The organism is Ferrovibrio sp., from assembly GCF_017994015.1.
Taxonomy (GTDB): Bacteria; Pseudomonadota; Alphaproteobacteria; order Ferrovibrionales; family Ferrovibrionaceae; genus Ferrovibrio.
Genome location: NZ_JAGOLP010000015.1, coordinates 67,934 through 83,124, shown reverse-complemented (window position 1 = coordinate 83,124; position 15,191 = coordinate 67,934). Strand labels below are relative to the sequence as shown.

At 63.0% G+C, this 15,191-nt stretch carries 13 protein-coding genes; 11 read left to right on the top strand and 2 right to left on the bottom strand.

Going from position 1 to position 15,191, the window contains the following annotated elements; all coding sequences use genetic code 11:
• Positions 1-992, bottom strand: a 992-nt coding sequence (locus KBB36_RS10275; protein ID WP_290979766.1) for a metallopeptidase TldD-related protein, incomplete at its 3' end; no start/stop codon positions are given.
• Between the two features lie 96 nt (positions 993-1,088).
• Positions 1,089-4,424, bottom strand: a complete 3,336-nt coding sequence (locus KBB36_RS10270) for an EAL domain-containing protein (protein WP_290979758.1) — start codon at positions 4,422-4,424, stop codon at positions 1,089-1,091.
• A 257-nt stretch (positions 4,425-4,681) separates the two neighbouring features.
• Between KBB36_RS10270 and coxB the strand changes: the two genes are divergently transcribed.
• From coxB to KBB36_RS10215, 11 genes are all read left to right on the top strand, one after another.
• Entirely contained in the window at positions 4,682-5,530 is an 849-nt protein-coding gene (gene coxB, locus KBB36_RS10265; RefSeq protein WP_290979755.1) for a cytochrome c oxidase subunit II, read from the top strand.
• A gap of 30 nt (positions 5,531-5,560) precedes the next feature.
• Positions 5,561-7,180 carry a cytochrome c oxidase subunit I gene (ctaD, locus tag KBB36_RS10260; protein ID WP_290979753.1) on the top strand — a complete coding sequence of 540 codons (1,620 nt, stop codon included), beginning with the start codon at positions 5,561-5,563 and terminating at the stop codon, positions 7,178-7,180.
• A gap of 171 nt (positions 7,181-7,351) precedes the next feature.
• A complete protein-coding gene (locus tag KBB36_RS10255) occupies positions 7,352-8,260 on the top strand; it encodes a heme o synthase (protein ID WP_290979789.1) in 909 nt (302 codons plus the stop codon).
• Positions 8,257-8,391: a hypothetical protein gene (locus KBB36_RS10250; RefSeq protein WP_290979750.1), complete on the top strand. Its 135-nt coding sequence runs from the start codon at positions 8,257-8,259 to the stop codon at positions 8,389-8,391. Before KBB36_RS10255 ends, KBB36_RS10250 begins: the two co-directional genes overlap by 4 nt.
• Complete coding sequence (locus KBB36_RS10245; protein WP_290979747.1) at positions 8,388-9,002, top strand: cytochrome c oxidase assembly protein; 615 nt, start codon at positions 8,388-8,390, stop codon at positions 9,000-9,002. Before KBB36_RS10250 ends, KBB36_RS10245 begins: the two co-directional genes overlap by 4 nt.
• A gap of 35 nt (positions 9,003-9,037) precedes the next feature.
• Positions 9,038-9,850: a cytochrome c oxidase subunit 3 gene (locus KBB36_RS10240; protein ID WP_290979745.1), complete on the top strand. Its 813-nt coding sequence runs from the start codon at positions 9,038-9,040 to the stop codon at positions 9,848-9,850.
• A gap of 24 nt (positions 9,851-9,874) precedes the next feature.
• Positions 9,875-10,243, top strand: a complete 369-nt coding sequence (locus tag KBB36_RS10235; protein ID WP_290979743.1) for a DUF983 domain-containing protein — start codon at positions 9,875-9,877, stop codon at positions 10,241-10,243.
• A 3-nt stretch (positions 10,244-10,246) separates the two neighbouring features.
• On the top strand, positions 10,247-10,966 hold the full coding sequence (locus KBB36_RS10230) for an SURF1 family protein (protein ID WP_290979741.1): 720 nt from the start codon (positions 10,247-10,249) through the stop codon (positions 10,964-10,966).
• Between the two features lie 50 nt (positions 10,967-11,016).
• Positions 11,017-12,510, top strand: a complete 1,494-nt coding sequence (locus tag KBB36_RS10225; protein WP_366933182.1) for a carboxypeptidase M32 — start codon at positions 11,017-11,019, stop codon at positions 12,508-12,510.
• 8 nt (positions 12,511-12,518) lie between these two features.
• Positions 12,519-13,931, top strand: a complete 1,413-nt coding sequence (gene thrC / locus KBB36_RS10220; protein WP_290979784.1) for a threonine synthase — start codon at positions 12,519-12,521, stop codon at positions 13,929-13,931.
• A complete protein-coding gene (locus tag KBB36_RS10215; RefSeq protein ID WP_290979739.1) occupies positions 13,928-15,187 on the top strand; it encodes a pitrilysin family protein in 1,260 nt (419 codons plus the stop codon). The genes thrC and KBB36_RS10215 overlap by 4 nt, the downstream gene beginning before the upstream one ends.
• Positions 15,188-15,191: the final 4 nt, after the last annotated feature.

The following is a 15,191-nucleotide window of genomic DNA, read 5'->3' as shown; positions in this document are numbered from 1 at the left end:
TTGTCCTGCATATAGCCTTTCAGAATACCGTTTTCAATCAGGACATTGTACTGGCCAGGCGTACCTTCATCATCAATAGCCACTGAACCACGGCGATCCGCCATCGTGCCGTCATCCACGATGGTGACACCCGGTGCCGCCACGCGCTGGCCCAGCAGGCCGGCAAAGACCGAGGTTTTTTTGCGGTTGAAATCGCCTTCCAGGCCATGACCGATGGCTTCATGCAGCAGGATGCCGGGCCAGCCCGGCCCCAGCACCACCGGCATTTCGCCAGCCGGCGCCGGCACCGATTCCAGATTGGTCAGCGCCATGCGCAAAGCCTGATCCACTTCGGCCTGCCAATGCGCCGGATCAAAATACTTGGCAAAGCTGATGCGGCCACCGGCGCCACGGCTGCCGCTTTCCTGGCGGTCGCCCTGGCCGGCCACCACCGAAACATTCAGCCGCACCAGCGGGCGGATATCCTCCACCAGCGTGCCATCGGCGCGCAGGATCGCCACGGCCTGCCATGATCCCGCCAGCGACGCGCTGACCTGCCGCACACGGCTATCCTTGGCGCGGGCATAGGCGTCGATATCCTGCAACAGCTTTACTTTGCGCTCGAAGGCGATTTCGGCCAGCGGGTTGTCGTCGCCATAGAGATGCCGGTTGGTGGCCAATGGCGGCGCCTCCATTTCGCCGCCATGGCCGGCGCGCACGGCGCGCACCGTGCTGGCGGCGCGGCGCATCGCCGCTTCGCTCAGTTCAGAGGCATGGGCATAGCCGGTCTGCTCGCCCGAAACGGCGCGCAGGCCAAAGCCCTGGCTGGTATCGTAACTGGCCGATTTGAGCCGGCCATCATCAAAGCTCAGCGCTTCAGACTGGCTGTATTCCAGGAATAATTCACCATCATCGGCGCCATGCAGGGCATCGCCGACCAGGGTTTCCAGGCGGCTGCGGTCCAGCCCGGCGCGGGTGAAGAAAAGCTCTTGGGCGGTATCGACGCCGGGCATTGGACTATATCCTCTGGAAAAGCTTGCTGAAAACAATATGGCGCAGGCTGGGCGGAAATACAGCCCCCGGCAAGCACGGCCCGGCAGGGGGAGGGGTCAGCGGCGGCGCCGGTCGCTCTGGCGCAGTAATTCCGCCATTGCCTCGGCCGGCACCGGCCGGCTGATCAGGTAGCCCTGCAACTCACTACAGCCGACGCCGCGCAGGAAATCGCGCTGTGCTTCGGTCTCCACGCCCTCTGCCACCACCGGCAGATCAAGGCCCTTGGCCATACCGACCATGGCGCGCACCAGGGCAACATCCTTCTCATTCACGGGCAGGTCGGTGATGAAGGCGCGGTCCAGCTTGATCTTGCGGATCGGCAGGCGCTGGATGTAGCTCAAAGACGAATAGCCGGTGCCGAAATCATCCAGGGCAGCATCGATGCCGATATCGGCCAGTTCCTGAATCGCCCGCACGGTCTCTTCCATATTCTCGATCGCGGCCTGCTCGGTGATCTCGATACCCAGGAAGGGGATCAGGTCCGGCTCACGCGCCGCCATGGCGCGGAAATAGCCAGGCAGGTCGTCGCGCACAAATTGCTGGCCGGAGACATTCACAAACACCCGGCGCGGCGCCACGCCGTCACGGCGCCATTGCCGCACCTGCTCGGCAACATGGCCCAGCACCCAGCGGGTGATCGGCACGATGGCGCCACTTTCCTCGGCCAGCGGAATGAATTCCGCCGGTGAGACGGTGCCGAGTTCCGGGTGCTGCCAGCGCAGCAGGGCTTCCATGGCCGCCACGGCGCTGCTGCCGGCTTCCACCACCGGCTGGTAAACAACATGGAACTCCTCGTTCTGCACCGCCGAGTCGAGATTGAGGGTCAGGCGCAGACGGCGCTCAGCGGCCCGGGTCATTTCCGGGCTGTAGAAGCGGGTCGAATCACCGCCTGCCGACCGCACCAGCTTCTGCGCCAGTTCGGCCTTGGCCAGGGCCTCGTTGATCTTCTCGCCCGGATCATCAAGGATCGCCGCGCCCATGGAAATCTTCAGCGACAGCACACGCCCCTCGGCCGCCACCGGGCGGGTGAGATGGGCGTGCAGCGCCTGAGCCAGATTGAGTGCGTTGTTCAGATCATGCGCGGCGGCCAGAGCCGCATATTGATCGGCAGCGATACGGCCCACCAAAGCCTCGCGCGGCAGGCCCTCGCCCAGCCGCTCAGCGACGATTTTCAGCACTGTGTCGCCGACATGGAAGCCAAAGCCTTCGTTGATATCGCGGAAGGAATCGACATCAAGGTCGAACAATACCCATAGGCCGGGTTCAACCCGGTGCTGCGCGCCAAGCATACGCTCGGCCTCGGCGATGAAGCTGGCGCGGTTCAGCACCCCGGTCAGGGGATCGTTGCGACTGGCGAATTCGGCGCGCAATTCCACATCGCGGCGATCCGAGATATCGCGCATCACCCCGATGAAACCGGGTTCGCCGCCATTGTCGAATTCGCCGACACTGAGATGAATCGGGAAGATTTCGCCGGTTTTCTTGCGCCCCAGCGTGTCGCGGCCGAGACCCAGAATCTTGGCCCGCTTTGTATTCAGGTAGTTGCGGATATAGCTGTCATGCCCGGTGCGGAACGGCTCCGGCATCAGGATGCGCACATTCTGCCCCACCAGATCGAGTGGATCATACCCGAACAGCCCGGCGCCCACCGCGCTCATCGACACGATGGTGCCATGCCGGTCGATCACCAGCACACCTTCGCCCATGGTATCGAGCAGCACGCGCAAGGTTTCGCCGGCAGAGGCATCAAGCTGGCCACGATGTTCCGCCGCCTCGCTGCCGCGCGGATCATCCGGCACACGGCTCACCGGCTGCGCCGCCGGGCGGGGCGCCGGGGCAGGAGGCGGCTCGATTGGTGCCACCCAATGGTCATCGATTTCGCCCAGCAGGCGCCAGGCCGGAAAAATGAGCTGTGCCTGAGTGCCAACTCCAACGGTGCTGCTCAGGCTTAGCGAGCCGCCATGCAGCTCCATGAGCCGCTTGGAAATGCTCAGGCCCAGGCCGGTGCCGCCATGCTGGCGCGCCACCTCGGCCTTGGCGAGCTGGAATGGTTCAAAGATATGTTCCAACCGGTCGGGTGGGATGCCGATGCCGCTATCCACCACATTCAGCGTCAGGCCACCATCTTCGGTGGTGCGGTACACCACATCGATTGTGCCGCCGGCGGGGGTGAATTTCACTGCATTGCCAAGCAAATTGATCAGCACCTGTTTCAGCACACGCTCGTCGGCGCGAAGCTGCGGCAGGCTTTCCGGGCACAGATTACGCAGCACGGCGCCGGCCCGCTCCGCCTGCGGCCGCACCATGGTCAGCGCCGAAGCGATCACCGATGCCAGCTCCACCGGCTTTTCGTCCAGCGCGTAATAGCCGGCCTCGATGCGCGACATATCAAGAATATCGCCGATCACCGCCAGCAGATGGGTGCCCGAGGCATTGATGTCGCGGGCATAGTCGACATAACGCGGGATGCCGACCGAGCCGAACATCTGGTCGCGGATGATTTCCGAGAAGCCGATGATGGCATTCAGCGGTGTGCGCAATTCATGGCTCATATTGGCCAGGAACTGGCTTTTGGCCCGACTCGCTTCCTCAGCCCGGCGCAGCGCCGCCTCAATGCGGCGCTGCTGGCGATATTGCTCGGTAATGTCGCGGCCCGAGCCGCGATAGCCCATGAAATGTCCGTTGGCGTCAAAAACCGGCTTGCCGTTGATTTCGGTCCACATCTCCTGATGGTTGTGGATGGTGCAATAGCGAAAGCTGCGAAACGGTTCGCGGCGCTCCAGCTGGCGCCGGTGTTCCTCCCAGAAGGCTTCGTCGGTATCTTCCTGGCTGCCGGCCATCTCCCAGCGCCGCATGCCCAGCAGGCGCGTCCGCTGGTCGTTGGAAAAAGCGTAACTACTCTCGGAAATCCAGGAATAACGATGCTCGCTATCGGTTTCCCAGAACCAGTCCGAGGCCAATTCGGCAAAGTCGCGGATTTTATGTTCGGCGACTTGCAGGGCGGCCTGATGCAGTTGCGCCGGATCATTCGCTTCGGCGATCACCACCAGGGCACCGGTGCCGCCATCCTCCTGGCGCACTGGCGCGATGGTTATGCTCTGGCACAACCAGCCACTGGCCCAGCGCAGCAACTGGTTCAGCACCTGGCGGCTGCCGGATTGCGCCGCAGCTTCCAGATGTGGCTTCAGCCGCTCTGCTTCGCCTAACGCGAATCCGATGGAAAAATCCTGCCCCGCCAGCCCGGTGCTGGGCAGCGCGGCAATCGCCGCATACGCATTATTGCAGGCGAAATAGCTGTAGGTGCCGTCAGTACGGCACTCAAGCGCAAAGGCTGGCCGGTCGAGCCATTCCAGCACATCTTGCGTCAGCTTTTTTTGCGCCGGATCGAGCATGCGCGGTCCCCTCTGCCGGTGCAGCTTAGAAGCTGCCCGGCCCAGGCGCAAGAGCAAGCAAAATCAAAGCGTAAGGGGCGTTATGCCGGAGCAAAATGGCATAGCGACAAATCGTCGCACAAAGTGCCGGGGCTGGGCGACACGGGCGCTTCGGTGTATGTTCCGCCCTGGAAAACTAGAACCCTGCCCGAGCAGTAGCGAGGAATTGGACGATGCGGCGGATTTTTGATCGGCGCCCGGCGGGCGCTGCGCCCCGGATGCTTTTGATTGCGGCGACCCTGATGGGCGCCTTTGTGGCCCTGTTCGGTGGCTTGGGCGATGCCCTGGCCGAAGTGCCGCAGCAATTGCCCAAGGCCTGGGCGCTGAACTATCAGGATGCCGCCAGCCCGGTGATGCATGAAGTGGAGCGTTTCCACAATCTGCTGATGTGGGTGATCACCCTGATCACCATCTTTGTGCTGGCCCTGCTGGTTTATGTGATGGTGCGCTTCCGCGCCTCGGCCAACCCGGTGCCGTCCAAGACCTCGCATCACACCCTGGTTGAAGTTGTCTGGACCGTGGTGCCGATCCTGATCCTGGTGGTGATCGCGGTGCCGTCGTTCAAGCTCCTATATTATGGTGACAAGACCAAGGAAGCCGGCCTGACCATCAAGGCGATTGGCAAGCAGTGGTTCTGGACCTACGAATATCCGGATAATGGCAACTTCACTTTCGACGCCATTATGGTGCCGGAAAAGGATCTGAAGCCGGGTCAGCCGCGCCTGCTGGAAACCGACAACACCGTGGTGGTGCCGGTTGATACCAATGTGCGCCTGCTGGTGACTGCCGCCGATGTGATTCATGCCTGGGCCATGCCGGCCTTCGGTGTGAAGAAGGATGGCGTGCCGGGTCGTCTCAACGAGACCTGGTTCCGTGCCGACCGCGAAGGCCTGTTCTATGGCCAATGCTCGGAAATCTGCGGCGCCTATCACGGCTACATGCCGATCAAGTTGCAGGTCGTGTCCAAGGAAGCCTTCGCCAAGTGGGCGGAGGAGGCCAAGCAGAAATTCGCTTCCGTCGATGGCCCGTCGCCGCGGCTTGCCGCCGCCGACGCGACCGCCCAGTAAATCGACCAATCTCGCGTCAAGGGGAACGCCATGGCCCAGGCTCACGCTAACGCCGCCCACGATACTCATGATCACCACGATCACCCGACAGGTTTCCGCCGCTGGGTGTATTCGACCAATCACAAGGATATCGGCACGCTGTATCTGATCTTCGCGGTTTGCGCGGGTCTGATCGGTGGTCTGATGTCGGTGCTGATGCGCGCCGAACTGATGAACCCCGGCAACGGCATCCTGGGCGACAACCACCACCTGTTCAACGTGCTGGTGACCGGCCACGGCCTGATCATGATCTTCTTCATGGTGATGCCGGCGATGATCGGCGGCTTCGGCAACTGGTTCGTGCCGTTGATGATCGGCGCGCCGGACATGGCCTTCCCGCGCATGAACAATATTTCGTTCTGGCTGCTGATCCCGGCCATCGGCCTGCTGTTCATCTCGATCTTTGTGCCCGGCCCGGCCGGCGGCAACGGCATGGGTGGCGGCTGGACGATCTATCCGCCGCTGTCATCCGATGTTGGCCATCCCGGCCCGGCGGTTGGCTTTGCCATCCTCAGCCTGCATATCGCCGGTGCGTCGTCGATCCTCGGCGCGATCAACTTCATCACCACCATCTTCAACATGCGCGCGCCGGGCATGACCCTGCACAAGATGCCGCTGTTTGTGTGGTCGGTGCTGATCACCGCCTTCCTGCTGCTGCTGTCGCTGCCGGTGCTGGCGGGTGGCATCACCATGCTGCTCACTGACCGCTATTTCGGCACCGCCTTCTTCAAGCCGGAAGGTGGCGGCGATCCGATCCTGTTCCAGCATCTGTTCTGGTTCTTCGGCCATCCCGAAGTGTACATCCTGATCCTGCCCGGCTTCGGCATCATCAGCCAGATCGTGTCCACCTTCTCGCGCAAGCCGGTCTTTGGTTATCTCGGCATGGCCTATGCCATGGTCGCCATCGGCTTCGTCGGCTTCGTGGTCTGGGCGCACCACATGTATACTGTGGGTCTGGATGTTGATACCCGCGCCTATTTCACCGCTGCCACCATGGTGATCGCGGTGCCTACGGGTGTGAAAATCTTCTCCTGGATCGCCACCATGTGGGGCGGCTCCATCGAGTTCAAGGTGCCGATGCTGTTCGCCATCGGCTTCATCTTCCTGTTCACCGTGGGCGGTGTCACCGGCGTTGTGCTGGCCAATGCCGGCATCGACATGTCGCTGCATGACACCTACTACGTGGTGGCGCATTTCCACTATGTGCTCAGCCTGGGTGCCGTGTTCGCCATCTTCGCCGGCTTCTATTACTGGTTCGGCAAGATGTCGGGTTATGAACTGAGCGAGACCGCCGGCAAGATCCATTTCTGGACCACCTTCATCGGCGTCAACCTGCTGTTCTTCCCGATGCACTTCCTCGGCCTGCAAGGCATGCCGCGCCGCATCCCGGATTATCCGGATGCGTTCCATGGCTGGAATTATGTGGCCTCGATCGGCTCGTATATCGCCTTCGCCTCCACGCTGTTCTTTGTTGGCACTGTCTTCTACGCCTTCATGCGGAAAAAGCCGGTTGCCGCCAATCCTTGGGGCGAGGGTGCCACCACGCTGGAATGGACGCTGTCTTCGCCGCCGCCATTCCATCAGTACGAAAAGCTGCCGGTTATCAAGTAAGCACCGGTTTGTCGTAAGACGGGCAGGGCGGTCCATGATCCGGGCCGCCCGCTGGTCCATGGAGCCCCAACCATCGTGACTGACGCGAGTTACACCAGCAAAAGCCCCGAGGCCGGCCAGACCGGCCTTGGTCGCGCTTATGGCATCGCTGATTTTCCCGGCGGCACCGCCCTGGCGGGTGATGCGCGGGCAGCGGATTATTTTGCCCTGCTCAAGCCGCGCGTGATGTCGCTGGTGGTGTTCACCGGCCTGGTCGGCCTGGTGCTGGCGCCGGGTTCGCTGCATCCGGTGCTGGCCTTCACGGCCTTGCTCTGCATCGCCATTGGTGCCGGCGCCTCGGGCGCCATCAACATGTGGTATGATGCTGATATTGACGCAGTGATGTCGCGCACCCAGGGGCGGCCGATTCCGCAAGGCCGTATCGGCGCCCAGGAAGCACTCGGTTTTGGCGTGGTGCTGTCGGTCGCCTCGGTGGCGGTGATGGGTCTGGCGCTGAACTGGTCGGCCGCTGCGCTGCTGGCGCTCACCATCGGCTTTTATGTCTTCATCTACACCATGTGGCTCAAGCGCCGCACGCCGCAGAATATTGTGATTGGCGGTGCGGCCGGCGCCTTCCCGCCGATGATCGGCTGGGCTGCCGTCACCGGTGATATCGGCCTGCTGCCGGCCTTGCTGTTTGGCATCATCTTCATGTGGACACCGCCGCATTTCTGGGCGCTGGCGCTGTATCGTTCGGATGATTACGCCCGTGCCGGCGTGCCGATGCTGCCGGTGGTGGCCGGTCAGGCGGAAACGCGGCGCCAGATTCTGATCTACAGCCTGCTGCTGGTGCCGCTCACCCTGGCGCCCTGGCTGCTCGGTTTGGTCGGGCCGCTTTATGGTATTGGCACGGCCATTCTCGGTATCGGTCTGTTGCTGCTGGCCTTCCGTATCTGGCGCGGCAATGACCTGCGAGCGCCGAAGCAGATGTTTGCCTATTCGATCCTGTACCTGTTCCTGCTGTTCACCCTGCTGCTGGTTGAATATGGCCTTGGCATAGCGCCCGGTTTTCCCGGCATGGCGCTAGGGGGGCTGGCATGAGCAAGGAGCCGAAGCCGCGGCGCGGCCGCAATCTGGCCCTGGCCCTGGTGCTGGGTGGTCTGGCGATCCTGTTCTACCTGATCACCATCGCCAAGATGACCGGCCCGATGCTGAAAGGCGGTGCCGGATGAGTAATCAAGGCAATGCCAACCAGGCCAACAAGCGTGTGGCGCTGATCTGTGTGGCCGTGGTGGCCGGCATGACCGGCTTGGCCTTCGCGTCGGCGCCGCTTTACGACCTGTTCTGCCGTGTCACCGGCTTTGGCGGCACGCCGCAGCGCTCGGCCGAGGCGCCAGGCGCCATCACCAGCCAGCCGATGCCGGGTCAGATGATCACCGTGCGCTTCAATTCGGATACCGCGCCCGACATGCCCTGGCGGTTTCAGCCGGTGCAGCGCGAAGTGAAGGTGGTGCCGGGCGAGGAGACGCTGATCTTCTACCGTGCCACCAATCCGACCGATAAGGCGATCACCGGCACCGCGTCATTCAACGTGACTCCGGAAAAAGCCGGGCCGTATTTTGACAAGATCGCCTGCTTCTGCTTCTCCGAGCAGGTGCTGGAAGCCGGCCAGAGTGTTGATATGCCGGTATCGTTCTTCGTTGATCCGGGCATCCTCAAAGATCCCAAGACGCGCGATGTGAAAACCATCACGCTCAGCTACACCTTCTTCCGTAAGCCGGGTGATACCCGGCTCTCCGACCGCCAAGCCGGCACCGCGCCGGCTGAGCGGGCGGTGAATTAGTTGTCAACCTCGGCGAGTCACTAGGGGGTAAAGCCATGTCAGCCGACAGCGCACGCAACCACGATTATCATCTTGTCGATCCGAGCCCGTGGCCCTTTATCGGCTCGATGGGCGCTTTCATCATGGCCATCGGTTCGGTTGCCTATTTCCATGGCGCCAGCCTGTGGTGGGTGCTGCCGGGTTTCCTGGTTGTGCTCTACACCATGATCGTCTGGTGGTCGGATGTGGTGCGCGAAGGCGAGCATGAAGGCCACCATACCCCGGTGGTGCAGTTGCATCTGCGCTACGGCATGGTGATGTTCATCGCGTCTGAAGTGATGTTCTTCGTCGCCTGGTTTTGGGCGTATTTCAACGCCGCCTTCTATCCCACCGAGGCGATTGGCCACCAATGGCCGCCGGCTTCCATCGAGACCTTCAATCCGTGGGAATTGCCGTTCATCAACACCCTGATCCTGCTGCTCTCCGGCACCACCGTGACCTGGGCGCATCACGCCATGGTGCATGGCGACCGCAAGGGTCTGGTGCAGGGCCTCACCCTCACCGTGATCCTGGGTGTGCTGTTCTCGATCTGCCAGGCTTTTGAATACAGCCATGCTGCCTTTGGCTTCAAGGATGGCATCTACGCCTCCACTTTCTACATGGCAACCGGCTTCCACGGCTTCCATGTGCTGATCGGCACCATCTTCCTTGCCGTCTGCCTTGGCCGTGCGCTCAAGGGCCATTTCAAGCCGGATCATCATTTCGGCTTCGAGGCGGCTGCCTGGTACTGGCATTTCGTCGACGTGGTGTGGCTGTTCCTGTTTGCCTGCATCTACTGGTGGGGCGCTGGCCCCTCGGTGGCCCATTGATGATCAAGCTGGAGCGATAGCGGCATGTACCCGCCGCTATCGCCATTTTCCACGGGGCTTCGCTGCCGCTGCCCCCGCTGCGGCGAAGCCCCGATCTTTTCCGGCCTGCTGACCTTGCGGCCGACCTGTCCGGCCTGCGGCCTGGATTATGCCGCGATTGATGCCGGCGACGGCCCCGCCGTCTTCGTCATCCTGATCCTCGGCTTCCTTGTGGTTGGGCTGGCGCTCTGGCTCGAGCTGAAATACGAGCCGCCCTTCTGGCTGCATATGGTATTGTGGACGCCGCTGATCCTGGGCGGGTCCATCGGCATGCTGCGGCCATTCAAGGCCACGCTGGTGGCGCTGCAATACCGCCACAAGGCCAGTTCCGACATCGAATTGCTCAAAGAGTAAACCGTGCAGATTTTCGGCTTCCGTCCGGCCTTGTGGCCCACGCTCATCACGCTGCCGGCCCTGGTGCTGCTGCTGGCCCTCGGCACCTGGCAGACCCAGCGGCTGTTCTGGAAGCTTGATCTGATCGAGCGCATGCAGCAGGGCCTGGCTGCCGAGCCGGTGGCGCTGCCGCCCGGCCCACTGCCGGCCGCGGAGTGGAGCTATCGCCGTGTCTCGGTGACCGGCACTTATGATTACAGGCATGAATTCCACATGCTGGCGCATTCCGAGCGCGGCAATTTCGGCTATCTGGTGATCGTGCCGCTGAAGCGCGCCGATGGCCAGGGCCATGTGCTGGTGCGGCGCGGCTGGGTGCCGCCCGAGCATAAGCAGGCGGCCACCCGGCCGGACGGCCAGGTGCCCGGCGAGGTGACGGTTACCGGCATCGTGCACGCGCCCGGCATCCGCGGCTGGCTGATCCCTGATCCGGATACCAAGGCCAATCTGTGGTATTATGCCGATGCCAAGGCCATGCTGGCCCAGGCCGGCATCCAGGATGCACCGCTTTTTTTCATTGATGCCGATGCCACGCCCAATCCAGGCGTCTGGCCACGCGGCGGCCATGCCCGCATGGATATCCCCAACAACCATTTGGCCTATGCCTTCACCTGGTATAGCGCCGCCGTGGTACTGGCTGTGATCTACGTGTTGTGGCATCGTCGGCGGCAGCGCGGCGCCGTCTGAGCGCTGCAACCCGCAACCCGCCGGCCGAGCCGACCGCCCGAAAGCGCGAGATGATGAAGCCTTATGCCGCCCTGGAACAGCGCTTCCGCCGCCTGTCGGCGCTGAACGGCGCCTTGGCCGTGCTCGGCTGGGACCAGTCAGCAATGATGCCGGAGGGGGGCGCGGCAGCGCGGGCCGAGCAGATGGCCACGCTGAGTGTGATCCATCATGAATGGCTCACCGACCCGGCCCTGGGTGACCTGATCGCCAGCGCCGAAGCCAAGGCCGCGACCCTGACCGACTGGCAGCGCGCCAACTTGCGCGAAATCGCCCGCCATTGGCGCCATGCCACGGCGCTAAATCCCAAGCTGGTGGAGGCGCGTTCCAAGGCTGCCAACGCCTGTGAGATGGTGTGGCGCAAGGCCAAGCCGGCGAATGATTTCAAAGCCTTTGCCAAAGCCTTTGCGCCGGTGCTGGCGCTGACCCGCGAAGTGGCGGCGGCCAAGGCGGCGGCGTTTGGCTGCCAGCCCTATGATGCCCTGCTGGATGAATACGAGCCAGGTGGCTCGGCGGCGCGGATTGATGCACTCTTTGCGGACCTTGGTAAGTTCCTGCCCGGCTTTATCGACAAGGCGTTGGCGCGCCAGGCGCGCCAGCCGGCGCCGTTGCCGCTGCCCGGGCCGTTCCCGGTTGAACATCAGCGCCAGGCCGGCCTGGCGCTGATGAAGGCGCTGGGCTTTGATTTCCGCCATGGCCGATTGGATGTATCCGCGCATCCCTTCACCGGCGGTGTGTCGCAGGATGTGCGCATCACAACGCGCTATTCGGAAAGTGATTTCACCAAGGCGCTGATGGGCGTGCTGCATGAAACTGGCCATGCGCTTTATGAACTCGGCCTGCCCCGGCGCTGGGCCGGCCAGCCGGTGGGCGAGGCGCGCGGCATGGTGCTGCATGAAAGCCAGAGTCTGCTGGTTGAAATGCAGGTTTGCCGCGGCGAGGAATTCCTCACCTATGCCACGCCGTTGTTGCGCCGCATCTTCGGCGGCAAGGGCGAAGCCTGGGAGCTTGGCAATCTGCGCCGCCTCTATACCCGGGTGCAGCCCAGCCTGATCCGGGTTGATGCCGACGAGGCAACCTATCCGGCGCATGTCATCCTGCGCTACCGGCTGGAACAGGCCATGCTGGCCGGCGATCTGGACGTGAATGACCTGCCCGATGCCTGGGGCGATGGCATGCAGAGTCTGCTAGGTGTTGCTGTGCCAGACCATGCGCAGGGTTGCTTGCAGGATATCCATTGGCCGGTTGGCTCAATCGGCTATTTCCCCACCTACACCCTGGGTGCATTGGCGGCGGCGCAGCTATTTGCCGCCGCACGTGAAGCCGATGCGGCGATTGCGCCCGGCATCGCCAAGGGCGATTTCAAACCGCTGCTGCGCTGGCTGCGCCAGAATGTGCATGGCCAGGCATCGCTGCTTTCCACTGACGACCTGTTGCGCCAGGCCACCGGCAAGCCGCTTGGCACCGCGGCCTTCAAGGCGCATCTCAAGGCGCGTTACCTGAATTGAGCACCATGATGCAATATGTCTCCACCCGGGGCGAAGCCCCGATCCTCGATTTTGAAGGTGTCCTGCTGGCAGGCCTGGCTGGCGATGGCGGGCTGTATCTGCCGCAAAGCTGGCCGGTCTTTTCGGCTGCCGAATGGCGCGCCATGCGCGGCCTGTCCTATGCCGAGCTGGCCTTCACGCTGATGCGGCCGTATGTCGGCGGCGTGATCCCGGATGCGGATTTCCGCCGCATGATCAACGAGGCCTATGCCACCTTTGGCCATAAGGCGGTAACGCCGCTCAGCCAGTTGGATGCCAATGACTGGCTGCTGGAGCTGTATCACGGCCCTACCATCGCCTTCAAAGACGTGGCGCTGCAATTGCTCGGCCGACTGTTTGACTGGGCATTGGCGCGCTCCGGCAAACGCGCCACCATTCTGGGCGCCACCTCGGGCGATACCGGCTCGGCCGCAATTGAGGGCTGCCGCGGCCGCCAGGCGCTTGAGATATTCATCCTGTTTCCGCATGGCCGGGTTTCCGATGTGCAGCGCCGGCAGATGACCACGGTGGCGGATGCCAATGTGCATGCCATCGCCCTGGAAGGCACCTTCGACGATGCCCAGGCCATGGTGAAGACGCTGTTCGGCGAAGCAGCTTTCCGCGAGCGCGCCGGCCTCACCGCCGTGAACTCGATCAACTGGGCCCGGGTCATGGCGCAGATCGTGTATTACGCCGCCGCCGCGCTCAGCCTGGGCGCGCCGGATCGCCCGGTCGCCTTCTGCGTGCCGACCGGCAATTTCGGCGACATATTTGCCGGCTATTGCGCCGCCCGCATGGGCCTGCCGGTGCATAAGCTGATCGTGGCGACCAATCGCAACGACATCCTGACGCGCTTCTTTGAGAGCGGCGATTACCGCAAGGGCGGGGTGGCGCCCACCATCAGCCCCAGCATGGATATCCAGGTGGCGAGCAATTTTGAGCGCCTGCTGTTTGATCTGCATGGCCGCGACGGCGCTGAAATCCGCGCCATGATGGCGGCGCTGGATAGTGACGGCGGCTTCAGCGTGTCGGCCAATGCGCTGGCCGAGACGCGGCATTTGTTTGCCGCCGGCCGGGCTGATGAAGCGGCAACCCATGCTGCGATTGCCGCCGGTTTCCGCCAGACCGGCCGCTTGATCGATCCGCATACCGCCGTGGGCCTGCATGTGGCCGCCGAGGCGCGCGCCAGGGGCATTGTGCCGGCCGATCTGCCGCTGGTGACTTTGGCCACGGCCGATGCGGCCAAATTCCCCGCCGCCGTGCAGGCCGCCACCGGCCAGCATCCGCCGCTGCCGGCGCGCATGGCCGATCTGTTTGAACGACCGGAACGTATGACCATCTTGCCCAATGACGTGAACGCAGTGCGCGGTTTCATCGACGGCATCATCGGAGGCCAAGCATGAGCCCGCGCCTGACAACTTTGCCCAACGGCCTGCGTGTGGTGAGCGAAACCATGCCGCAGGTCAAAACCGTATCCGTCGGCGTCTGGGTTGATGCCGGCGCACGCGACGAAACGCCTGAAATCAATGGCGTGGCGCATATGCTGGAGCATATGGCGTTCAAAGGCACGGAGCGGCGCAATGCCCGCGCCATCGCCGAGGAGATCGAGGCGGTGGGCGGCCATCTCAATGCCTTCACATCGCGCGAGCAGACCGCCTATTACGCCCGGGTGATGCAGAACGACATGCCGCTGGCGCTCGATATGCTGGCCGATATCTTGCAGCATTCGACCTTTGATCCCGAGGAGATGGAGCGCGAGCGCGAGGTCATCATCCAGGAGATCGGCCAGGCGGAAGATACGCCAGACGATATAATCTTTGATCACCTGCAAGAACGGGCCTATCCCGACCAGGCGCTAGGCCGCCCCATCCTGGGCAGCATTGAGCGTGTGGAAAACATGCGCCGCGAGGATTTGCAGGGTTTCCTGGATCGGCATTACCACGCCCCCAATCTGGTGGTGGCGGCGGCCGGTGCGGTGGAGCATGACGCGCTGGTGGATTTGGCGGCGAGCCATTTCGGCAATCTGCCCACCACGCCGCGGCGTGCCAATGATGCCGCCAGTTATGCCGGCGGCGAAGCGCGCGAGGAGCGCGATCTGGAGCAGGCGCATGTCGCCTTTGCATTGCCGGCGCTGCCGTTCAACGATCCGGATTTTTATGCCATGCAGGTTTATGCCACCGTGCTCGGTGGCGGCATGTCGTCGCGGCTGTTCCAGGAAGTGCGTGAAAAGCGCGGCCTAGCCTATTCGGTTTATGCCTATCCCACCAGCTACCGTGATACCGGCCTGCTCACCATCTATGCCGGCACTGGCGGCGAAAAGCTGCCTGAATTGATGCCGGTGCTGGCCGACGAGATGGAAAAGCTGTGTCATCATATCGATGCCGATGAGACGATGCGGGCGCGCAACCAGCTTAAAGTTGGCCTTGTGATGTCGCTGGAAAGTTCAGGCGCAAGGCTGGAGCAGCTTGGCCGCCAGATGCTAGTTTATGGCCGCATGCTGGATATTGATGAAATCCTGGCTGCTGTTGAGCAGGTCGACGAAGCGGCTTTGCGCCGTGTGGCCGAGCGCATCATGCGCAGCGCCAAGCCGGCTTTGGCGGCTTTGGGGCCGATCGGCCGGCTTGAAGCCTATGACCGCTTTGCGGCGCGGTTCGGCTGAGGCG